General features: G+C 54.9%; 17 protein-coding genes. 12 read left to right on the top strand and 5 right to left on the bottom strand.

The genetic code is table 11. The features are described from left to right. Positions 1-72: 72 nt before the first annotated feature. From DLM_RS01735 to DLM_RS01700, 8 genes are all read left to right on the top strand, one after another. Complete coding sequence (locus tag DLM_RS01735; protein ID WP_089085071.1) at positions 73-1,053, top strand: malate dehydrogenase; 981 nt, start codon at positions 73-75, stop codon at positions 1,051-1,053. A 111-nt stretch (positions 1,054-1,164) separates the two neighbouring features. After that, a protein-coding gene (prfB, locus tag DLM_RS01730; RefSeq protein WP_119313182.1) for a peptide chain release factor 2 occupies positions 1,165-2,272 on the top strand; the annotation gives its coding sequence in 2 pieces (ribosomal slippage) (positions 1,165-1,248 and positions 1,250-2,272; 1,107 coding nt in all). Between the two features lie 122 nt (positions 2,273-2,394). Next, positions 2,395-3,903: a lysine--tRNA ligase gene (lysS, locus tag DLM_RS01725; RefSeq protein WP_089085073.1), complete on the top strand. Its 1,509-nt coding sequence runs from the start codon at positions 2,395-2,397 to the stop codon at positions 3,901-3,903. A 731-nt stretch (positions 3,904-4,634) separates the two neighbouring features. Continuing rightward, entirely contained in the window at positions 4,635-5,345 is a 711-nt protein-coding gene (locus tag DLM_RS01720; protein ID WP_089085074.1) for a TnsA endonuclease N-terminal domain-containing protein, read from the top strand. Then, on the top strand, positions 5,323-7,287 hold the full coding sequence (locus DLM_RS01715; RefSeq protein ID WP_089085075.1) for a DDE-type integrase/transposase/recombinase: 1,965 nt from the start codon (positions 5,323-5,325) through the stop codon (positions 7,285-7,287). The genes DLM_RS01720 and DLM_RS01715 overlap by 23 nt, the downstream gene beginning before the upstream one ends. Beyond that, positions 7,284-8,273 carry a TniB family NTP-binding protein gene (locus tag DLM_RS01710; protein WP_089085076.1) on the top strand — a complete coding sequence of 330 codons (990 nt, stop codon included), beginning with the start codon at positions 7,284-7,286 and terminating at the stop codon, positions 8,271-8,273. The genes DLM_RS01715 and DLM_RS01710 overlap by 4 nt, the downstream gene beginning before the upstream one ends. 39 nt (positions 8,274-8,312) lie before the next feature. Then, on the top strand, positions 8,313-10,250 hold the full coding sequence (locus tag DLM_RS01705) for a TniQ family protein (protein WP_089085077.1): 1,938 nt from the start codon (positions 8,313-8,315) through the stop codon (positions 10,248-10,250). Further along, positions 10,237-10,536 carry a hypothetical protein gene (locus DLM_RS01700; RefSeq protein WP_089085078.1) on the top strand — a complete coding sequence of 100 codons (300 nt, stop codon included), beginning with the start codon at positions 10,237-10,239 and terminating at the stop codon, positions 10,534-10,536. The genes DLM_RS01705 and DLM_RS01700 overlap by 14 nt, the downstream gene beginning before the upstream one ends. Here DLM_RS01700 and DLM_RS01695 read toward each other — a convergent pair. Then, positions 10,533-10,793 carry a helix-turn-helix domain-containing protein gene (locus DLM_RS01695; RefSeq protein WP_089085079.1) on the bottom strand — a complete coding sequence of 87 codons (261 nt, stop codon included), beginning with the start codon at positions 10,791-10,793 and terminating at the stop codon, positions 10,533-10,535. The two genes, DLM_RS01700 and DLM_RS01695, sit on opposite strands and share 4 nt — an antisense overlap. A gap of 122 nt (positions 10,794-10,915) precedes the next feature. Between DLM_RS01695 and DLM_RS01690 the strand changes: the two genes are divergently transcribed. After that, complete coding sequence (locus DLM_RS01690) at positions 10,916-11,485, top strand: hypothetical protein (RefSeq protein WP_089085080.1); 570 nt, start codon at positions 10,916-10,918, stop codon at positions 11,483-11,485. A gap of 211 nt (positions 11,486-11,696) precedes the next feature. Here DLM_RS01690 and DLM_RS01685 read toward each other — a convergent pair whose 3' ends face one another. Genes DLM_RS01685 through DLM_RS01670 form a run of 4 tightly spaced genes read right to left on the bottom strand, consistent with a single transcriptional unit; the run spans position 11,697 to position 15,887 of the window. Continuing rightward, on the bottom strand, positions 11,697-12,962 hold the full coding sequence (locus DLM_RS01685; RefSeq protein WP_089085081.1) for a hypothetical protein: 1,266 nt from the start codon (positions 12,960-12,962) through the stop codon (positions 11,697-11,699). Between the two features lie 35 nt (positions 12,963-12,997). Next, the gene (locus DLM_RS01680; RefSeq protein ID WP_089085082.1) at positions 12,998-13,330 is read right to left on the bottom strand and encodes a DUF6527 family protein; all 333 of its coding nucleotides are present in this window, start codon (positions 13,328-13,330) and stop codon (positions 12,998-13,000) included. Continuing rightward, positions 13,327-14,727 (bottom strand): ThiF family adenylyltransferase, encoded by a 1,401-nt coding sequence (locus DLM_RS01675; RefSeq protein WP_089085083.1) that lies wholly within the window; start codon positions 14,725-14,727, stop codon positions 13,327-13,329. Before DLM_RS01675 ends, DLM_RS01680 begins: the two co-directional genes overlap by 4 nt. Next, positions 14,724-15,887, bottom strand: a complete 1,164-nt coding sequence (locus DLM_RS01670) for a multiubiquitin domain-containing protein (protein WP_197715484.1) — start codon at positions 15,885-15,887, stop codon at positions 14,724-14,726. Before DLM_RS01670 ends, DLM_RS01675 begins: the two co-directional genes overlap by 4 nt. Before the next feature lie 429 nt (positions 15,888-16,316). On the opposite strand from DLM_RS01670, the gene DLM_RS01665 reads away from it, so the two are divergent. The 3 genes from DLM_RS01665 to DLM_RS01655 all read left to right on the top strand — a co-directional run bounded on the left by DLM_RS01665 (position 16,317) and on the right by DLM_RS01655 (position 22,706). Beyond that, entirely contained in the window at positions 16,317-17,213 is an 897-nt protein-coding gene (locus DLM_RS01665; protein ID WP_089085084.1) for a WYL domain-containing protein, read from the top strand. A gap of 204 nt (positions 17,214-17,417) precedes the next feature. Further along, on the top strand, positions 17,418-18,452 hold the full coding sequence (locus tag DLM_RS01660) for a site-specific DNA-methyltransferase (RefSeq protein WP_231959995.1): 1,035 nt from the start codon (positions 17,418-17,420) through the stop codon (positions 18,450-18,452). A gap of 9 nt (positions 18,453-18,461) precedes the next feature. Further along, complete coding sequence (locus tag DLM_RS01655) at positions 18,462-22,706, top strand: DEAD/DEAH box helicase (protein ID WP_089085086.1); 4,245 nt, start codon at positions 18,462-18,464, stop codon at positions 22,704-22,706. Positions 22,707-22,753 lie beyond the last annotated feature (47 nt).

Below are 22,753 nucleotides of genomic sequence, written 5' to 3'. Positions count from 1 at the left end.
GCTTCACACTTATAGTGCAGAGCAACATCTGCTATTTGAGACAGTCTCGGATATCTAAAGGAGAGTCCACCAATGAAAGCTCCCGTTCGCGTTGCCGTTACCGGCGCTGCTGGTCAGATTGGCTACAGCCTGCTGTTCCGTATCGCCAGTGGTGAAATGCTGGGCAAAGACCAGCCGGTCATCCTGCAACTGCTCGACCTGCCGCAAGCCCAGACCGCCGTTAAAGGCGTGATGATGGAACTGGAAGACTGTGCCTTCCCGCTGCTGGCCGGCATGGTTGCCACCGACGATCCGAACGTCGCTTTCAAGGACGCTCAAGTAGCCCTGCTGGTGGGCGCTCGTCCGCGTAGCAAAGGCATGGAACGCAAGGACCTGCTGGAAGCCAACGGCGCCATCTTCACCGTTCAGGGCAAGGCACTGAACGACCACGCTGACCGCAATGTACGCGTTCTGGTGGTTGGCAACCCGGCCAACACCAATGCCTGGATCGCCATGAAGAGCGCTCCGGACCTGAACCCGAAAAATTTCACCGCCATGTTGCGTCTGGACCACAACCGCGCCCTGTCGCAAATCGCTGCCAAGACTGGCAAGCCGGTTGCTGCGATCAAGGACCTGGCGGTATGGGGCAACCACTCCCCCACCATGTACGCCGACTACCGCTTCGCCACCATCGATGGCCAGTCGGTAAAAGCCATGATCAACGACGAAGCCTGGAACCGTGACGTATTCCTGCCGACCGTTGGCAAGCGTGGTGCCGCCATCATCGAAGCACGTGGCCTGTCCTCTGCTGCTTCCGCTGCCAACGCCGCCATCGACCACATCCACGACTGGGTGCTGGGCAGCAATGGCAAGTGGGTGACCATGGGCATTCCGTCCGACGGTTCCTACGGCATTCCGGAAGGCGTGATGTACGGCTTCCCGGTTGTATGCGAAAATGGCGAATACAAGATCGTTCAAGGCTTGGAAGTGGACGAGTTCAGCCGCGAACGCATGAACTTCACCCTGGCCGAGCTGGAAGAAGAGCGCGCAGCTGTCGCTCATCTGTTTGGCTAAGTTCTAGCCGGATCAGCGAAAAGCGCACCGCATGGTGCGCTTTTTGTGTTTGATCAATACCGCCAAGCATATTTGAATTTACTAATACAGACTGCTAACTGGAGCAAGAGCATGATTGAAGTTGAAGTCCTGAACCAGATCGCGGCCACGATTGAAAACCTGGCCGAACGCGCCGCCGATATTCGGGGGTATCTTTGACTACGACGGTAAAAAAGACCGTCTGGAAGAAGTAAGCCGCCTTACCGAAGACCCTGATATCTGGAACGACCCCAAGCGCGCCCAGGAACTGGGCCGCGAACGCAAGCAGCTGGAAGACGTGGTACTGGTGCTGGACAGCATCAATGCCAGCATTGCCGATGGCCGCGAACTGCTGGAAATGGGCAAGAGCGAAGAGGATGACGAAACCATTCTCGCCGTGCAGTCCGACATGGAAGAAGTCGAAGCCAAGGTGGCCAAGATGGAATTCCGCCGCATGTTCCACGACCCGATGGACCCGAACAACTGCTTCCTGGACATCCAGGCTGGTGCCGGTGGCACCGAGGCACAGGACTGGGCCGGCATGCTGTTGCGCATGTACACCCGCTATGCCGAACGCAAGGGCTTCAAGGTTGACGTGCTGGAAGTATCCGAAGGCGAAGTGGCCGGCATCAGCAGCGCCACGCTGAAGATCGAGGGCGAATACGCCTACGGCCTGCTGCGTACCGAAGTGGGCGTACACCGCCTGGTGCGCGTATCGCCGTTTGACTCCAACGCCCGTCGCCACACCTCGTTCTCCTCGGTATTCGTATACCCGGAAGTGGACGACAGCTTCGAGATCGACATCAACCCGGCTGATCTGCGTATCGACACCTATCGCGCCTCCGGTGCCGGTGGTCAGCACATTAACAAGACGGACTCGGCCGTACGTATCACCCACTTGCCCACCAATACCGTGGTGCAGTGCCAGAACGACCGCTCGCAGCACCGCAACCGCGACGAAGCCATGCAGATGCTGCGCGCCAAGCTGTACGAGCTGGAGCTGAAAAAGCGTAACGAAGCCAAGCAGGCGCTGGAAGACACCAAGACCGATGTGGGCTGGGGTCACCAGATCCGCTCCTACGTGTTCGACCAGTCCCGCATCAAGGACCTGCGTACCAGCTACGAAGTGGGCAATATCAAGGGCGTCATGGATGGCGACCTGGACGGCTTTATCGAAGCCAGTCTGAAACAGGGCGTGTAAACGTCCGGGCCGGCAGTCACTGCCGGCCTGCATTACAGCAGCGTAAAACCTTAATTGTTGGCCGATGAGGCCTGGCGGGGGAATGGCCCCCTGCCCTTACCGCAGTAGTCAACGGAGTCATCATGTCTGAACGTGAACAAGCATCATCCCTGAGTCAGGACGAAAACCAGATCATGGCGGAACGCCGCCAGAAGCTGAAGAGCATCCGCGAAAAACGCGTCGCTTTCCCCAACGATTTCAAACGCAGCCACTTTGCCAAGGATCTTCAGGAAAAACACGCGGGTAAAGACAAGGAAGCTCTGGAAGCCGAGAAGATCGAGGTTGCCGTTGCCGGCCGCATGATGCTCAAGCGCGTCATGGGCAAGGCCAGCTTTGCCACCCTGCAGGATGGCAGCGGTCGCATTCAGGCCTACATCGCCAACGACGGTGTCGGCGTAGAAGCCCATGCCGAGTTCAAGCACTTCGACCTGGGCGACATCATCGCCATCCGCGGCGTGCTGTTCAAGACCAAGACCGGCGAACTGACGGTACAGGCCAGCGAAGTGCGCCTGCTGTCCAAGAACATCCGTCCGCTGCCGGAAAAATTCCACGGCATGACCGATCAGGAACAAAAGTACCGTCAGCGCTACGCCGACCTGATCATGAGCGAAGAAAGCCGCACCACCTTCATCAAGCGTTCGCAGATCGTGCAGAAAATCCGCGACGTGATGGTGAGCGAAGGCTATCTGGAAGTGGAAACCCCGATGATGCACCCCATCCCGGGCGGTGCCACGGCCAAACCGTTCGTGACCCACCACAACGCGCTGGACATGCCGCTGTACCTGCGCATTGCACCGGAACTGTATCTGAAGCGTCTGGTAGTGGGCGGTCTGGAACGCGTGTTCGAGATCAACCGCAACTTCCGTAACGAGGGGATGAGCACACGCCACAACCCCGAGTTCACCATGATCGAGTTTTACGAAGCCTACAGCGATTACCAGCGCATGATGGAGATGACCGAAAACATCATCCGTCGCTGTGCCGAAACCGTGTGTGGCAGCACCACCATCAGCTACAACGGCAAGGAAGTGGAACTGGGCAAACCGTTCGACCGCTTCACCATTGTTGGTGCCATCAAGCACTACAACCCGCAGTACACCGACGAACAACTGGCCGACGCAGCCTGGGTTGCCAGCGAAATCAAGCGCCTGGGTGGCAAGCTGCCGCCGGCACCGGGCCTGGGCAGCCTGCAACTGGCCCTGTTCGAGGAATGTGCCGAAGGCCTGCTGTGGAACCCGACCTTCATCATCGACTATCCGGTGGAAGTGTCCCCGCTGGCCCGTGGTTCCGATGCTGACCCGTCCATCACCGAACGCTTCGAACTGTTCATCGTGGGCCGCGAGCACGCCAACGGTTACTCCGAGTTGAACGACCCGGAAGACCAGGCCGCCCGCTTCATGTCCCAGGTGGCCCAGAAGGACGCCGGTGACGACGAAGCCATGCACTATGATGCCGACTACATCCGCGCCATGGAATACGGCCTGCCGCCGACCGGTGGTTGCGGTATCGGCATCGACCGTCTGGTGATGCTGCTGACCGACGCCCCGTCCATCCGCGACGTTATCCTGTTCCCGCAAATGCGCCCGGAGTAAACAGCCGCTGGCTACAAAAAAACCTGTAGGTTTGCAGAGGATGCAAAGAATTTGAGCATCTAACCTGTAATTCAAACGGTCGCATAAACGGCCCAGCCTTTAAACTAAGGCTGGGCCGTTTTCATTTGCAAATTTCGCAGAATAGGCACTCTGCAAAAAACATCATCCAATACCTCCGTTTTATAAACAAACAAAAGTCAAAAATACCCTTATTAGCTCCACAATAGCGCAGATATTTAATAATATCGCTGTCTTAAAACAACCACACCACGCCGCGCGATAACCTTGTAAAACATAAGAATTTTTAGAAATCCATCTACCAAGCTGATGACCATATAAACATAAAACCATCCAATTTCCTTGGATGTTGAATTAATTTATGCAAAACTGTCATTGCAGAAAAACTTACCTATACTCATAGATGGCAGGCAGAAGCCCTGCTGCTTTAAAGCAACGTGCGCATGTCGCACGTCAAACAGGAGGATGGATATCGAGATTGAAGTAGAGACTTTGGATTTCGCAGGACGACAAACAAGAAAGGGCGGTAGCTTTCGCAACCGCCCCACTTGACTGTAGGTTACCGAGAGGCTCTCGATACTCACACAGGATTCGCACCCTGAGTATCGACCCTCTCCTCCCCCGCGGTCAAGACCCCGTTTGTCATTTATTTGCCAACTCGTTATGCCGAGAGGCCCCCACTCGCCCTCGCGCCAACGAACCGGGGAATTACCATGACACAGCACACCTATGACCCTGGCCCTTGGTCAGGCCGTCTTAAGAAGACACACCACCCTGCCCGCCAAGTTGTTGCACCGACAGGCGTCTGTATCCGCGCTCGTTTCCCATCCGTCAAAGCCAGGAGGATGGTCTCGTGCGAGCAATTGCTAGAGCGAGACATGCTCTACCTATGCGAATTTGCATCACAGGTCATCGACATTAGGGAGCAGCCGTTCAAGCTTCAGTACGCCATGGGCAACAAGGTTCGGCGCTACACCCCGGACTTTGCCCTCACCATGGCAGATGGCTCTATTTTGATCATCGAAGTAAAACCGGCCGACTCTCTCGCCAAGCCGGATGTCCGGGAAAAGCTTCTGCATGTCAAAGACGCAATGCAACGCCAGGGGCGCCAATTCATTGTGGTTTCCAGTGCGACCATCCGTGCGCCCCACCGGCTGGACAACCTAAAGCAGCTACATCGCTACCTGCGCCAACCATTGTCCATCGAACTCCTGCAGTTGCTGCGGCAGCTGAAGACTCAGTTTGGCTGCCAACAGCCAATTCCCCTACATCAGCTAAAGGCCGCCGCCGGTTCGTCTGAACCAGTTCTTCGGCTTCTGGCACATGGACAGGTGAGCTGCGGCCTCGACCGGCTCATTACCGCAGATGCGTTGATCACGCTGACTAAGCAGGAGATAAATTATGTCTTCGTCGATTCGCTTTAACAAAGGCAGCACCTTCATCCTGGATGGGCGCGAAGTCAGCGTTATCCTCGTGGTCAACGGCTCTCTCGTCAGGCTGGAAGATGTGGCTTCCCTTGAGATATCTCAGTACACGAAAGAGCAACTGCTTGAGCTATGGACGGCTGGACGGCTTGTTCCAAAACCCACCGCAAACCTACCCATCGAGGTCCGTCCCTCGACCCTAGCTACGCTTAGCAGCTACCCCAAGAAGCTAATTGATGCGGCTATGCGCCGACAAGCGTACGTGAACCTGCTCCTAGCCGAAGGAGAAAAGATCGTTTCTACCCCGGCAAGGTTAAGGCCACTGCTTGAACAAATCGCCAAACAACTCGGAGACGCCAAAGTACCAGGGCCATCAACCGTCTACAACTGGCTCCGGAAGATCAGGTATCACGACAACCACCCTCTAGCATTGCTGGAAAAAGCAAATGCGCGCGGATGGTTTGGCTGTCGTTTCCCGGCCGAAGTCCAAGATGCCCTTATCAAGCTGATCGAGGAGCGCTACTTGGAACCCCCTGGATGCAACATCGCCGATATCCATGATGCCCTGCGCGCCAAGCTTCATGAGCTGAATCTGCTGCGTGCTACCGATAAGGCTTTGCAGCTGCCGAGCTACGCTACCGTGCACCGCGCGGTTCTAGCTTACCCAGCCTACGAGCGAGCAGTCGCTAGATTTGGTAAGCGCGAAGCCTCTATCCGCTTCCGCACCAGTAAGGCAGCCCCCAAAGCCAAGTTCATTTTGGAGGCGGCGGAGATCGACCACACCCCGGTGGATCTTTTTGTCGTCGACGAGCGCACCGGGATGCCACTTGGCCGACCTTGGCTCACGGTGATCATCGACCGCATGAGCCGCATGATCTTGGGTATCTACGTGTCCTTTGGCGGGCCAAGCACCGAAGCCGTGTTTGGTTGTCTGCGGAACGCAATCCTGCCCAAGACCTACATTCGTGAGTGCTACCCACGTGTTGAAGGCGAGTGGCCATGTTATGGGCTCATGCAAACGCTGGTCTGCGACAATGGCCTGGAATTCCACAGCCGTGCACTTGAACAGGCCTGCTTTGATCTTGGGATCATCCTGCAATTTTGTCCGACGCGGAAACCGTACTTTAAAGGGATGGTAGAACGTGCCTTTGGCTCGATCTCCCGCAACTTCCTACACGCCCAGAAGGGTACAAGCCTAGCGAACTGGATGGATCGGCACGGCTACGACCCACTGATAACCGCTGTAGCTACCTTCGACGAGCTGATGCACGCACTGCACATCTGGATCGCCGATGTGTACTCCGTCCACTACCACCGTACCCTTAAGCGGCCACCCTTGGCCGTTTGGAAAGATGGTCTCCACGACAATCCACCGTCTCTACCCGACCTGACGGTGTTGGATATTGCCCTCACCGAGAACGAAGAACGAGTGCTTTGGCACTATGGTATCGAGCTGTTCAGCCTCCGCTACAATAGCCGAGATGTTTACCCGATCCGCTACCAGTACGGGGAAAAGGTCACGGTGCGGGTTCGCTACAACCGCGCCAATCTTGGCCATATCTACGTTGTCCACCCAGGCACCGGCGAAGCTATCAAGGTACCTGCTGTCGAGTTCGATTACGCCTCAGGCTTGCGGCTTGAAGTCCACCAGCTCATTTGCCAAGAGCTACGCGAAGCCGGCCTATCCGAAACCGATCCCCTGAAACGCGCGCAAGCCAAAGAACGGATTCGTCAGGTAATTGGCGAGCAGCTTGCCAGCAAGAAGCTCAAAAAACGGAAACAGTCGGCTAGGCTATCGGGCATTAACTCTCAGCAAACTCCTACAGCAAATCTAGATGCAAAGCCTGCATCTCCTACAGCCCTTCAGCAGGCCCAGTCACCCGTGATCCCACGGCAATTCAAGACGAGCACTCACCCTTTGGGAAAAGGAGGTCAGCCATGACCCCTCTCGCAACAGACATGATCACAGGCACTGCAGATGTATATGACGTGATCAAAGCCATCGAAAAGCAGCGCCTGCTCTTCCCTGCTTTTGAGGAAGCGTACCGTCGCATCATCAGGATTCACAAAATGGCACTCGCCGGCAATCGTCCTCGCCATTTGATGATCCTTGGTCCCTCTGGGGCCGGTAAAAGCTCAGTGCTAGAAGAGTACGTCCGCTACTTCCCAGTGATCGAGGAGACTGAGTTCCGGCGAACTCCTGTACTACGTGTCGAGATCAAATCCTCACCGACCGTGCGTAGCGTTGCCGAGGACATCCTAAAAGCCATGGGCATCCCGATGGCCTACCGCGGCACCGTCAACGAGAAGACGGATCGGGTAATTTCTTCGCTGCAGAAGCTCAAGGTCGAACTGTTAATGCTAGATGAGGTGCAGCACTTGCTCGGTTCTTCTAAACGCAGCTTCGGCTCGAATAACGAGACCGAATGGCTCAAAACGCTGCTCAACCAAATCGAGATTCCAGTCGTACTCGCTGGGCTACCGTACGCGCAGGCGTTGTTGAGCACAAACGAGCAGTTGCGAAGACGATTGGATGGGGTATGCAATCTCACGCCGTTCTCAGTTGAGGGTGAAGACGCCGCCGCTGATTTTGCCGGGGTCATCAGTTGGTTCGATAGTGAGATCCATGATGGACAACCTATCGGCCTACACGAGGGCGACATGCTGTACCGGTTGTTCTACGCCACCAACGGTCTGATCGGCTACCTAAGCAAGCTGCTGATCGGTGCGATGGAGATCCGGCTGGAGCATGGACAAAGAAGGATTGAACCCTGGATGCTCGAGCAGTCGTTTAGCCAGAACCTGTGGGCCGAGGGTGTGGGTACATTAAACCCGTTCCATAAGAAATTTGTTCAACGCCAGTTGAACAAGACGAACGAGCTCTTTGCCCCGACAGCCTTCTCTGCCATGGCCGCCTCCTCAACCTAACTACTAGAGCCCCCGCCGTTACAGGCGGGGGTATTTGTCATGACACCGCTTCTTCCTATTCACCCCTCGCCGCTTCCGCTTGAGAGTGAAATCGGCTATCTGCTGCGCCTTGGCGCGGCCAACGATTTCCACTCGCTAACCTGGCAGCAGAACTACCGCCGACACATGGGCCTGCCACCAACAAATTTCGATGACTTCGTAGAACTCACTACTGGGCATGGCCCTGATGTTCTCCGGAACCTCTGGGGACCGTCCTGCTCCGACCTGCCAATTCAGTCGTTCAAGAAGCTTGGCATCAAAACTACCTACTGGAGCCTGGATCACCGACGCTGGTGCCCAGACTGCCTTCGAGAACAAAGCTACTGGAAAGCAGAGTGGCTGATCACCCTGCAAGTGGCCTGCCCGCATCACCGACGACTGCTACAAGAATTGTGCCCAGCTTGCGGTCAACTTGTCGGTTGGTACAGCGGCGGTCTGACGCACTGTCGCTGCGGGCAAGACCTTACGGCGGCAGCACATATCCCAGCTTCAGCGAATTTGCTGCAGATTAGCCAGCGGATATGCGACAAGCTGTCCGAAGCTACCGAGATCAGTGTGCCTCCCAATAAGCTGCTTACGATCAACCATGGACTAACTCGCTTACTAGCAGCCGTACAATTGCCGCGACTGCTCGACCTCATCTGGGCACTAGGTTGCTATGGCCACTTTGGCTCGCTCAAAAAATCGCTTAAGGTACATGGCCATCATCGAATGGATGTCGCGTTACCGATACTCGAAAGCGCAGCCGAAATGCTGGTGCAGTGGCCTGATGCGTTTCACTCGTTTATGCAACAGGCCTCAGATCAATCACAGGCACACGCGCTACACCTACACCTATTCGCAGGCCCACATCTCCTAGCCTTAAATCGAGCGCTAAATCACCCTGAACTACACTTTGTACGGCACGAATTTGAACGCTTTGTTTCGGCTCATTGGAAAGGTGTCATCGCGGCTCGCCATCGGTTTGCCGCCGACACTTCGACCGAGCATTCCACCATTCTTGCCAAAGAAGCCATGGCAATGCTTGGCATCTCGCGTAGGAAGCTGGCAACGCTCATTAACGAGGGACACATACGCGGCTGGTATCAGCAGTCAAAGGGGAGTCTGCGCTTCTTTGTCGTCGATCGGGCATCGGTAAGACAGTTCCAGCAAAATTGTGCAGGCAAGCTGTTCACGCTTGCAGAAACTGCAGAATACCTAGCGACCACCATTCCGCGTGTCCGGCTTCTCGTCCAGGCAGAGCTCCTCAAGGCTGCTCACCGGCCAAATGGACACAACTTGCGGCGCAATCACTGGGTATTCGAAAAGTCTCAACTCGACATGCTGCTTGGCGGTCTGACGCTTGAAATCCACCCCACGCCAGAGTGCGATAGTGTGATGTCCCTAGAGAAAATCTGCCGAGCAAGAAGCCGGGACGGAGCGGATTTCGTCACCATCCTGCAGGCTATCCAAGCGGGCGAGCTCAAATGTATCGCCCGCGACCCGAGCCATCATGGCATAAGGGGACTATTACTCGACAGGCAGCAGTTCGAGGATTGGTTTACTGAGCGCTTACGCTTCAAAGAATTCTTCACAATGAGACCGGCAGCTCACTATCTTGGACTCAAAGAGCATGTACTGTATTGGTTACGAGATCGCCGGCTATTGTCTGGCTTCACATACCCCAACGAGGCAAGCCACCTGTCGCTTCCCAAGACTGCCCTTGATCAGCTCAAAGCACGCTATGCCTGGGGAAAATCGCTTGAGGAAATGACTGGGTACGGAAGAAAGTCAGCTTCACGAGCATTGATTAATCGTGGCATTGTCCCGGTCACAGGGCCGACAGTGGATGGCGGCACCACCTACCTCTTTTTACGGGAAGACATTCAACGCTTCATGGCAAGCCAGCATTCGGCGACAGAACACACGACACAGGGGGTCGAGCATGGGCAAAAGTGAAATCGAGAACCGTTACGCCTGGCAGTTCCGCGGTGGCCGAGGCATCGATAACTGTGTTCCACAGGAGTGGCTACCTGTCGTAGAGAATCTGTGCCAAGCGATCGACAAGATCACCCCACAGATGGAGAGGCCTGGTTTTTACTGGCGGGATATCAAGGAGAAAAGAGGGGGTCTTGCAGCTGACTACGTGGCTCCTACAGCTCTGGACGATGCCATCGAGAATCTTGTGGATGCAGCCACCGCCGAGGTAGCTCGCATGGCTGAGAGAGGAGACTCGTCGGTTTAAGCGCTCTGACCATTCTCTAGACTGCCGGGCTGAGATGCCATTTCCTGCTCGGCAGCTTCGATCAATTGGCTTGGGCGTATCTCAAGAGCCTTCGCCAGCTTGAAGATCACATTAACGCTGGCACTGTTCCTGCCAAGTTCCAAGAGCGAAACGTAATTACGCTCAACATCAGCCTCAAAGGCCAGCGCTTCTTGCGACATCTCCCTGTTTTTGCGCAGTTTTCTTAACGCTCTTCCGAACGCGACTTCCGGTTCCACTTGGCTCTCCTATAGGAGAGCAAAGCGTCATACCTAGCCACGCTGGAGTCTTCACAATATATTGGGCAAAATCGTCATGCATCATTTCCTCGCACGGCTTACGTAGACATTTAGGGCGAATCATGAGCATTCAAGACAAACTGCCAGAACATCTCTCCACCCTCCGCCTGAAAGGCAAAACACTCCAGTTCGTTGTATACCGGGGTACCGCGCTGGAAGATAAGACATGGTCCGAGACCCACGTCAACTCAACACGTAACGGTTACGGGCAGGTATCAAGCGTCCAAAGCCATAACATACTGAAGCGGGAATGCTGGGTCCGCCTGGAGAACGGCAAGGAGAGAGTGATCGCACTGCCAGACGACAGCTCATTTGCAGTCCGGGCCGGCCAGGCGATTACGCTGATCGGCGTGCATAGCAAGCACCTTGAAAAAGATACCGTCTACTACATCGCTTTAGCCAATCATGCATCAGAGAAGTGGGCACCGCTGAACCAGGTTGCCATGATCAGGCGCCTAGCAGGAACCAACAGTGCTGCAGCCCAGGGCTTGGCAAATCTGTTCGTACTGGCCACGTTAGGTATTGGTGCAATCGTGCTGATGCTCTTCAACAGGTCCTTGCATAGCAACTACGTCGTGCCGCTCAACCAGCGGGCGCAAGAGATCGCACAATGGGGTTTTCAACAATCCTAAGCACCTGTACCAGATCGTAAAGCGCAGTAAGATAAACCAGACCTTCATCAGCGATCTGCGCTTGGGATTCTCGACGCTAGAATTGGATTTTTCCGGCGTCGATGTTGGTTCCCGCATTGGTGACTATACAGAGGGTAAAATAGAAAACAGCCTAGTGACAAACTAGGCTGCTTCGAACTGTAAAATCTTAGCTAAACCAAAATATAGTCACTCACGAAGCCAACTTTTCAACGGAAGAAATTACACACAATTCATTTTCCAAAGCAGTAACAATTTTTTCGAATTGAGCCTTCACCGAATTGCGTCGGAGTTCCCTAGAAGAACGGGCTTCTACTGAATAGAAACGTTCAGCGAATCTAGCCTGAGCTTGGTCATCCCCTGCCACTAGCTGAAACCAGTCTCCATCGTAGAAAGGCATCGGCTCATGTTCACCCTCAATGTATGCACAAGCTTTTAAAGGATAAAGGTCTATTATCTCAACCAGCCTTTTATCAAACGTAAGCAATGCAGGAAAGAAGTAGCGTGCCTGCCGCGAAGGTTTCAATGTCATGGTCTCTTCTAATTGGCGAACATGCCACAAATCCCATGCCATACCGTCCAGGGTCTTGAACAAATCTGGCTTCTTTTTCTGCACCTTCCCAAAGAAGGTCAAGTTATGCCCAAGCTCGAAGTAGGCACGCGCAAGGGCTGTCTCCCGCCCACTGATAGTGGCAAGATCACAATCACAGAACTCAACAAATCGTTCGATCTTCTCAATAACGGATGCTTGCGGTGTTTGTAGCTGAATTGATGCCATTTTTAGCAAATGGCAATACATAAACTGCTGCCTGAAGTTCAAAGCGCGCATAAAGCCTTCATTGGCCCGGTCCATATACATGCGAGCTATAAGCTCTTGCGCACGCTTATCTAATTCTGACTCAGTAAGCGTCGAGCAAGCCTTTCCGGTAGTTTTTAGCCATTGAGAATCGAGAGTCCGCAATGTCTCGTATGCCTTGAGCTTCCCAAATACCCGGTCGGCGGCTTTCCTATCGTCCAAGTTGTGAAGGTTTTCGCAAAGATATGGAGTCGGGTCAACAAACACGTCATCCCTTGCGATGAAATCAAACACCTCTTTGAAGTCTTTCGGGATGCCAGATGAACGACCAGCCAAATATGGCTCTAGATAACTTAGCGCTTGTGTGTCGAGTGAGATGGAGTAATCTATTGGGTAAGTAGCCCCTCCGCTTTCCATCTCTTTCACGGTGTCTCTATCCAGAACAAGAACTTTATCAGTCTTGAACAATGACCTGACTACAGCTCCGGAAGAAAATTTGTGATTGACAGCAAAGCCAGGAGCCGCGCCATTTTCTGCTGCAAATACGAACTTACAGTTCGGCAACAATGGGGCTGCTAACCTATAAAGGTCGAAGGCCTCGCCCAATGAGTCGGATGTGCAGATTCTGGCCATGATGGCACGGGTAGGCATATCTTTATTCATATCATGTGTTTCCTATCAACAATTATTCGATGATTTCAATCACACCAGACAACCCGGCCATTTTTAAGCCAAAAATGTGAACAGCACTCCTTTTTCAACCATATTGATGGAGATAAGGTCGGTATTCCCCTCGCATCCACCTTAACATCCCAGCGAGGCTTTGCCTCGGGTATCACCAGCAGCTCGATTCTGCGACCGCAGCCACAAGGGCAATTCATCCCAACACACCAATCCTCACCATCCTCACGAGCGAGAATTAAATCTCGGCGCGGCAAATGCTGCGGCAAGCTATCCCCTTCGATAACATGAAGCCTGCGAATGGGTGCGATTTTTTCCCATGTATTCCGCCACCAGCGTTTTAAGCTCATTGCGCCACCTCATGCACCAATGCTTTTAAAGCAGGAAGGCCCAACAAAGGTTCCTTGGAGCCACGCCCCAGAACTGGGTTAGGCATTTTTGCGAAAACATCTTCCGCAATATATTCTTCCTCGCAAGCGGCAAGGCTGAACTGAGTTCGCGCATAAAACCGGTTAGCTTCTAGCCGAAATGGATAGGCACGGGCAATGAACTCCATCACGCAAGCAGACGCTGCACGCATGTTGAGGGCAATTACAGCCGGAGCTTCATCAACCATCCCCTGAAGATAGCCAGCCTTTTGTTCCTCGCGATGCGCCTCAGGCGCTGCGTTGCGCAGATACTCAGCCCGCAGTGAAACAGGCGAATAGACCCCACGGTCTTGCAATGTCGAACCTCCGGGCTGTACATAGTCGATACGCCCACAGACATCCCCAATTGCCCGTGTCATTCCAGCACTACGCGTTGGAATGACAACACCTACGTCAAACAACGGAAGCAAAAAAGCTGAACAAATAAGGTCAGCAATATGGCGAGCCTCCAAGGTGTCTACGCAGCAGAACAAAACGTCACATTGGCTTGCTGCTAGGACGGCCTCCCTTGTTACCACCGAAGCTGGAACTGCATAGGCCACACCCTCACCACGATAACTTGCTATCGCAGCGGCAAATGCGTTTACCTTCAATTGTTTGCGGTTTGCCCCTTCGATGGTCGAATTCAAGATGCGATTCAGATTCTTATGCTCTAAATGATCGAAATCAATCAGCGTCACATTCGCAAAACCAAGCCGGGCTAGCTGCTCTGCAACTATTGAACCTGTCCCTGACACCCCAATCACTCCCGCTGTCAGCCGGCCGACTTCGGCGGTCATATCGCTGGTAAAAGCGACAGGACGACGGCTGGGAGTCACGGACGTGAGATCACTCCACCAATATTGGATGTCATCCCCCGCGACCGACACCAAATCGACTAGCTGATTATCCATGCTGGGCGTATAAAGACGGGCTCGGATGGCCCCGCCGGGCACCATAATTGCAGAGCCGTGCAGTTCGCCGAATGCATGAAATAAGCTTGGTAATACTGCAGCGTCACTGGCATCGTCAGCATCGGAAAAATCAAACAGTCCACCAGGGTGCGAATGGATCAGGATAATCGCTAATCCATCCATTTCTGCTTGATCGATAGCATGTTCAACGAACTCACCAGGCCACGTGATAGCGTCTGGAGCTCTGTGTGAACAAGCATCATGCGGGACAAAAATGGCTTCCCTTGCAAGCAAACGAAGGCGCGGCCCAGGGACTCGAGAACAAAGCAGAATCGCAGCCGCCTCAAGCCCATCGCCCGGAAACAAGTGGTCCCGGACTTTGGCATACAATGAAGCTGGCAGTGTCAGCGTCGAAGTAGGTTTCACTCTCCAACCTCCTTTGCCAGCGCCGATTCGACAAGAGCGAGATGCGTAATGACATTATCGGTCGAGGGATTCCAAGGAGATTGAGCCCCCCGATGCCGGGACCATCCGTGATACTCAATACCAAAGATGGTGGCCCGAACTTGCGTGCAGTCAATTGGACGACCAGACTCCAAGGCAAGAGGCGGATTGGTATAAAACATATCAATCTGCGCCCCCGGATAGGACGGGGGGATTTCGAGTGCCAGGAGGGTCTGGCCCGCTGTGTAGCCTTGCGGGACAGTATAGGAGTGAATGAGCAGCCAACGTCTGCCCTCATCAACCACTGTTTCCCAACGCAAAGCAAGCTGCCCGAGGTGGGCTTCATCTACATCAAGAAGCGCGAAATCCCGGCGCGACGTCGGAGCCGCTTCACCATTGTTCACTTCTCGAGGTGTAAGCCTCAGCTTCTCAATGCCAGGTGTACGCAGATCAACTACTGTCGTCAACTCGACCGCTTGTTTTGGCTGCCCTGCAATCTTCAAGAAAATTTGCCAACCTTGATTAGGGTCAAAACCGGCACGGGTCAGAGCATCTCTGACGAGGATTGTGGGGGTTTCGACCTCAAGCAACACTCCTTGAACATTGAAAGACCACACAAGCTTTCGGCTATAGAAAGCTTCAACACCTAGCGCATCCAAGTCGATCAGATCGGAATCATTCACCAGGCGGTCTGCCTCGTCCTTGCGCTCGAAGTAGAGCCCCATTTCTACCGGCACTTTGCCCTGCTTGCGGAGAAGCTCGCCGGAAACCATTCGGCAGGGCCAGTCAAAACGCACACCGTCGATAGTAAAACGATACAAGCGATCGCTTTCTACGATGATGAAACGGCCATGCCCGCCGTGCAGATCAATGTTTTCATCCGGGCGGATATCCTCCAACTCACCATTAGGAAGGACATGCAGGACCGTTGGATTCTGAGTTGGCTTGAAGCCCGCTGCAGCAGCAAGTTGCTGGCCAGTTGGGGTTAAATCATTAATACGGATCGCGCGGTAGGTCAGACTCTCATCTGCTACCTCGATCAGATGATGATCTTTATGAAGGTTTACTACAGTCTCGGTCATGATGACGGTCTCCGTGACAGATTCAGGTGCTGTTGCACCCGGTTTCAGTTGATTGCCCATTGGAATTTCTCCTGTAAAAATGAGCACGACTAAAAACGGGGACGACCTCCAGCACAGACCTTTCTTGACGAAAGGCTCTGTCATCGCAGATACTCGCTGCTGTCTAACGGCAACGGTCTCTTCGGAGATCGTTTTCGCATGGGCAGTTGGCGCTGCCCATGCGACCCCCCTCTTATCTAGACCTACCCTTGGTAGATCCAGAACTTCCTTATAGGTCAAGTTTACTGACCTACTGAACTACCTCAAAACAACTGCTTTTGCCCATCCTTTGTTGTGAGTGCACCCAAGCATGCACCGCTATCATTAACTCTTTCCGTCGATCATACATGATCATTTTGATGATGTAAATAGCGCTTTTTTGTATTGTATGCTGCTCATTATGCATCTAAAATGGAGTTGTAATGTATCTACCTGTTCAAAGGAAAACGAATGAGCCAGGAGGCACGATTGGAGTCTTTAAGCCAAAGCCAGAAGGAACGCTTGGCTTACATAGAGTTCAAGCTGTACTTCATGGGGGAGGTCAAAAGAGCAGATCTGACTAACCGCTTCCAGACTGCGGGGGCAGCTGCGACACGTGATTTAGGGCTTTACAGAGACTTGGCGCCAGAGAACAGCATATTTGACGGGAGTAGCAAGAGCTACCGCATTAGCAACAAGTTTAAACCATTGTTTGAGCACTCCCTTGAACGGGTTATTTCAGCATTAACACAGGGATTTGGCGAAGGATTAGGAGGGCCGATGAAGTCGCTTCTCCCATGCGAAGTACCCTCTGTCTTAAACCGCCCCAACTTGGAAGTACTGGCGGCCATCACCCGAGCCATCAACCTGAACCGCCCTCTTTCATTAGAGTACCAATCTCTGAGCAGCGGAGTAACAGTTCGTGAGCTTGTACCGTTTGCCTTGGTAGACAGCGGACTGCGGTGGCATGTTCGAGCATATGACCGCAAAAGAAAAAGCTTCGGGGATTTTGTCTTGACACGCATGAAAAACCCCATCGTCCTTGAGACGGAGGTACCTCATGAGTATGAGACCGCTCAGCACGACATACAGTGGAACCGCATCGTAGAATTGGAGTTGGTCCCACATCCTAGCAAGGATCACCCGGAGATTATTGCCATGGATTTTGGCATGACTGACAACATACTCAGGGTTAAGGCTAGAGCGGCTGTTGTGGGCTATTTATTGCGTCGGTGGTTTGTAGATTGCTCCCAAACGCATGAAATCGACGATATCGCGTGTTATCTATGGCTAAAAGATCCTCTCGCACTATATGGGGTTGAAAGTGCAAAGTTGGCTCCGGGCTACACAAAACCAGGACAAGAGTAACGCAATACTGAAAAGTCAGGCTTCACGGACAAACCAGGCTAGTGCGCATCGCTGGCTATCTGGGCATACTGACTCCATCCGTGACCTGCAGTCCCTGACAATCCTATATCAACTATGACTAGGTCCTTAGCGTACGAGCGCGATAACGCGCTCAATGCCATCTGCCCTTACTTCACGATGTTCCCGCTGGAATACCCCCTGCGAGTGCTTGAGCATCACAAGAATGATGCACCGGTCGTGATGGACCCGTTTTGTGGCCGTGGAACCACCCTCTTTGCTGCCCGTAAGCTAGGTCTGGTCGCACGAGGTATCGACGCCTCACCCATCGCCGTTGCAATTGCACGGGCCAAACTGGCACTCGTCGACACCGAGGCGGTGCTCGAACTTGCGAAGACCTACATCGTCAGGCACCAGTCGGCCGAGACACCAAACTCCGAGTTCTTTCAGTACGCCTTCACCCCGAAGGTGCTTCAGCAAATCTGCGCTATCCGCAAGGGACTGATGGCTGTAAAAAGGGACAGCGACACCACCGTATTGCTCCGCGCCGCGATGCTTGGCTGCTTGCACGGCCCTTTGAATAAGAGCCCTGAGCGCCGATCCTACTTTTCTAATCAGATGCCGCGAACCTTCTCGGCTAAGCCAGCCTACTCTGTGCGCTACTGGAGGGAGCATGGGATTGAGCCACCGGAAGTCGATGTGCTTGCGGTCCTTCACCGCAAGCTAACGCGCCTGCACGACGACAAACTTCCGGCAGCTGGGACCATTGCAAACGCTCGCCATGGAGACTCGAGGCTGGCCAAGTCGCTGCCCACTGACGCTCGCGACTTCTCCGTTGTCGTGACCTCTCCACCGTATTACGGAATGCGCACCTACGTTCAAGACCAGTGGCTGCGTAACTGGTTCTTAGGCGGGCCTGACCACGTCGAATATGCCAATGATTTCCAACTTGAGCACACTGGCACGGCCGTATTTGCCAAGTCGCTTGGACAAGTTTGGAAAAATATGGCGCGCACCAATGCGGATGACTTGGACATGTACATCCGCTTTGGAATCATTCCGTCGGCCAAGGTCGATGCAAAGGCGGTGCTCCGTGCTTCTCTGGAAGAGTCCGGAGTGTTATGGCGGGAAGTCTCGGTGAGCGCGGCTGACACCGCGTCCTCGGGCAAGCGCCAGGCTGACCACATGGCTGCTGGCTCATCAGCCGCGATTGAGTACGACTTTCACATAAAGAGAATATAGGGGGCATTCATGGCAACAGCACCGGCGGCCATATCGCTAAAGGTATCGAAGAGCACGCTGTCGATGTTCCTGCGCACTAGGTGCGACAAGGAGCTGTTCCTGTCACTACATGACAAGACAACGATGGCAGCGGCAGGACTGCCGGAGCCCATCAAGCGCCCCGGGATCGGTCTTCTAGCGGTCGAAGGCAAAGAATTTGAGGTCGACCGCAACGACATGCTGGTTCGGCTTTTTCCCACCGTGGTGAAGTTCTCGAAACCAGGGGCTACCTACAATGATGTTGACTTGCATGCTGAACTAACCCGGCTGGCAGGTGCGCCGTCGCTCATCCTGCAAGGTCGTTTCTCGGTGGGTACCCAGCGAGCAACTGTACTTGCCAACATTGGGCTTTTGCCCTCCGACGCGGCGGTCGTACCCCCACTGGCGGATTTCATCCCCGACGTGGTTTATGTGCGCTCTCCGGTCGAAGGTGAAATGGAGGTTCGACCGGATGGCACGCGTGTGGCCATCAACCAACTAGCTGAAGATCGGCTTGCACTGAGCATCCTGGACATCAAGCACACAGCTGAGGCCAACCCAAGTTACTGCTCGGAAATCGCCATGTATGCGCTGATGCTAGCCAACTGGCTCGCGCTGCATCCAGAGCTCGCCCAACGCTACTACGTCAGCTCGCACGCATACCTTTGGACCCGGTACAAGCAGGGCGAAAGCGAACTCGAAGCACTTGAGCAGGCAGGAGGCGCGACGACTGCGCAGCTGCTCGACGCGCTCATGCTCGACTCGGAAGACGCGCAGTTGCGCTACTACCTGGCAGCCATTCGCGGATTCTTCGAGAACGTGGTTCGCGTCGTTCGTGTGGGCCAGGCCCGCCCGGACGGTTGGCAGGACCTCGACTGGCATGTGACCAACTCCTGTGGAAGCTGCGACTGGCTGGGCGACAAGCGTCACATGGGCCAGAACCAACGTGACATCGTCGATGCCAACCAAGGGCACTACTGCATGCCATTGGCCTCGGCCAGCGGACATCTTTGTCTGGTGCCTGGCGTCACGCGCGGCGCCAAGAAGGTTCTGCACCTGAACACCGTACCAGACACGCCTGCGCTGGCCGGTGCGGCAGGACACCCTGCATTGCAGCAGCACACGCTTCTCAAGCGGGAAGCCAAGACGCTTCCCGCGCGTTCGACGGCCATTACGACCGGAACCCTGTCGACTGACCCTGATGCGGTCATCGCCTCACTAGTTCCCAGCGCGAACTTGCTGCTGTATGCCAGCATCAACTTCGACTCCAGTTCCGGTCTGCTGACCGGCTTAGCTCTTTCCGGAACAGCTACAAACTTCACTGCGGGGCAAGCACCTCGCCGATTCCAGCCAGTGCCTTTCGTGGTCGACCAAAAGACGCTGGATGCAGAATGGGTCGCGCTGGAGGGCTTCCTCACCCAAATTGCCAACTGCATTGACGTGGCAGAGGGCATGGTCCCCGGCTCTGTGACTGCTCAGATTCACTTCTGGGAGCAACGTCAGTTCCTGGAGCTATGCAACGCCATGGGGCGACACCTCCCTCGCGTTATGGCTTTAACCGTTCGCAAAGCCAAGGCGCTGGCGTGGGTATTCCCTCCTGACGAGATGATTGCCCGGCCTGATTCTTTGGAGGCAGCCACGGTAGTCGCAGTGGACGAAATTGTTCGACGGATGGTGTTTGCACCGACAAGACATGTCATTACCTTGTTCGACACCGTTGAGCACTACCGCCTGGGGGCGTCGCCGGCCGTGCACGACTCGTACTACCGTGAGTACCTAAGTAATGGTATTCCTCGAGAGCGCATCTACGAAATCTGGTCGAACGCCCCCCAGGTCAAGCGGGGTGCAGGCAATCGTGTGCCTCGAAACACCATCATCTCGCAGTACTCGGATGCCCTGATTCGACAGTCACGAGCCCTGGAGACCGTGTGCGAGAAGCTCCGACAGGACTACCGAGGACAATTCCGCGCGAAGGCAACCCACATTCCGACCTCTATTCCTCGAGGTGCATCCAATGTCGCCTTCGATGGCAAGCTGTGGCTATGGTGGGACCACCTCGAGTTCAACGCCTCCCAGCTCGAAGCACACATCCGCCTGTCCATGGATGGTGAGAGGCTGGAGGCGAGCTATGAAGCCATTGTGTTGAAGAACGGCGTGCACGTGGGAGGCGACGTCTATGATTTCGACGTCGGCCCCGGATCCGCGGAGGCGAAGTTCAAAGAAGATTCGATGCTTACGCTCGGCAAGATCGGGCACCCAGGCATGCCGCTGCAGCATGCTGGGAGGCTGCTGCGGCCCGGATCTCCTGCATATACAGGCAATCCCGACCTGTTGACACGTCCACTGTGGTCGGTCCTGGAGGCGCGACTGCTGGACTTCGACCGTGTGCACCACCGTGCCCGCGTCCAGTTGCGCGTTAGGAACGATCCACTGTTCGTTCCTAACCTGATTGCCAACGCTGCGTTCCCAATTCTGGACGACGTTTTCCTGGTCGAGGGTAAGAAGCCAAAGCTATTCAACTGGGCCGAACACAGCGCGCCAATTCTGGAAGCCATCGCCAATCCACGGATTGCTGTGCCCGACAATAACGCTGCCGTGGCGATGGGCATCGCGCCTGCAGCCCGGCGCGGGGGCGCGTCGGCTGAGACGCCCGCAGCACGCGTACTGTGGAATCCGCCGGCGCTCGAGCAGAACGTCATCGTTCCCACAACGACGGCACAACCGCTTGCACGCTATGTGCGGGCTCTAGACGGCTTGAACGATTCCCAGGAAATCGCTGTGGCTCATGCTCTCGAGCGAGGACTCACGCTCATTTGGGGACCGCCAGGGACAGGTAAGACCAAGACACTCGCCGCTATGTTGCATGCGATGACGACGCATGCAGTAAGCGCCGGCCAACCGCTGCGAGTGCTTGTAACCGGGCCGACCTACAAAGCGGTAGAGGAGGTGATGCAACGCGCCGCTAAGGCCATGAGCGCTGACGCGACTGCTACCGGAACACTGTACATGGGCTACTCGCAAGGCCGTACCGTCGGAGCGGTCCCATCTGGCTTGGCAGCACATGTCAGCTATCAGACCATGGTATTCGACCGGTCAGACCCTGACATGCAAAACTGCCTAGACGCACTGACCAACGGCACAGGGATCACTATCGTGGGGTGCCAAGTTCGCCAGGGTCGGCAGTTTCCGAAATACATCGCAAGCAGCCCTCTACACCCTGTCTTCGATGTGGTGGTCATCGACGAGAGCTCCCAGGTGCCAGTACCGCATGCAGTGTCGGCCTTCTCCGGCTTGCGAGACGACTCGCGTCTCATCATTGCCGGTGACCACTTGCAGATGCCACCCATCTCCTCCATAGAAGCCCCAGCGGATGCCGCCTACTTAGTTGGTAGCATTCAGACCTACCTGACAAAGCGCTCGTTCAGGACTCCAGTACCGCGCTGCGTGCTCGAACGTAACTACCGGTCGGCCGAAGACATCGTGGCCTTCGCTCGAAGCATCGGTTATCCGTCGTCCTTGCAAGCGGAGTATGGGAATGCGCGGCTGCACCACATACAGCCTCTACCTAATCAGGTAGCTTATCCCTCCCACCTGCCTTGGTGCGCAGCGTTTGATGTACTGCTGCGACACGAGTCGGTGGTGGCTACGCTCTTACATGAGGACGACGTGTCCTCCCAGGGCAACCTATTCGAAGCCAAGGTGGTTGCCGGCATGGTGTGGATGCTGCGCCAATCGGTCAGTGCGGAACTGGATGGCTGGGGGCCAAATCCGCCCACCCATCGAGTGCCAACTGCTCAAGAGTTTTGGTCCGACTGCATTGGTATCGTAACACCGCACCGTGCCCAGCGAGCGCTGGTGGTACGCGAACTCGAACACCTATTCTCGGGTGAGGGTGACCTCATTGCCGACGCAGTCGACACTGTCGAACGCTTCCAAGGGGGCGAGCGCCACACCATCATCGTGACTTTTGGAGTGGCCGATGTTGATGTGATTGGCGGTGAAGAGGCGTTCCTTATGCAGCTAGAGCGTACAAACGTAGCGGTTTCTCGAGCGATGGCTAAATGCATCGTTGTGATGCCGGACGCTTTAGCCGCACACATTCCTGAGGACAAACGGGCGCTCCAGACTGCGTACGCGCTGAAGGGCTATGTCGAGGAGTTTTGTAACAGTCGCCTAGACACGGTGATCACTGAGGCCGGTGTGGTTCGTCAGGCTCAAGTGCGATACAGGGTGTAGGGTATATCGCGCATGGTGACTCACGAGGTAGTTCACGCCTGAAAACC

The sequence above is a fragment of the Aquitalea magnusonii genome (genome assembly GCF_002217795.2).
GTDB lineage: Bacteria > Pseudomonadota > Gammaproteobacteria > Burkholderiales > Chromobacteriaceae > Aquitalea > Aquitalea magnusonii_B.
Note: the sequence above shows the minus strand (reverse complement) of the source record. Positions and strands in the feature narration are given on the sequence as shown.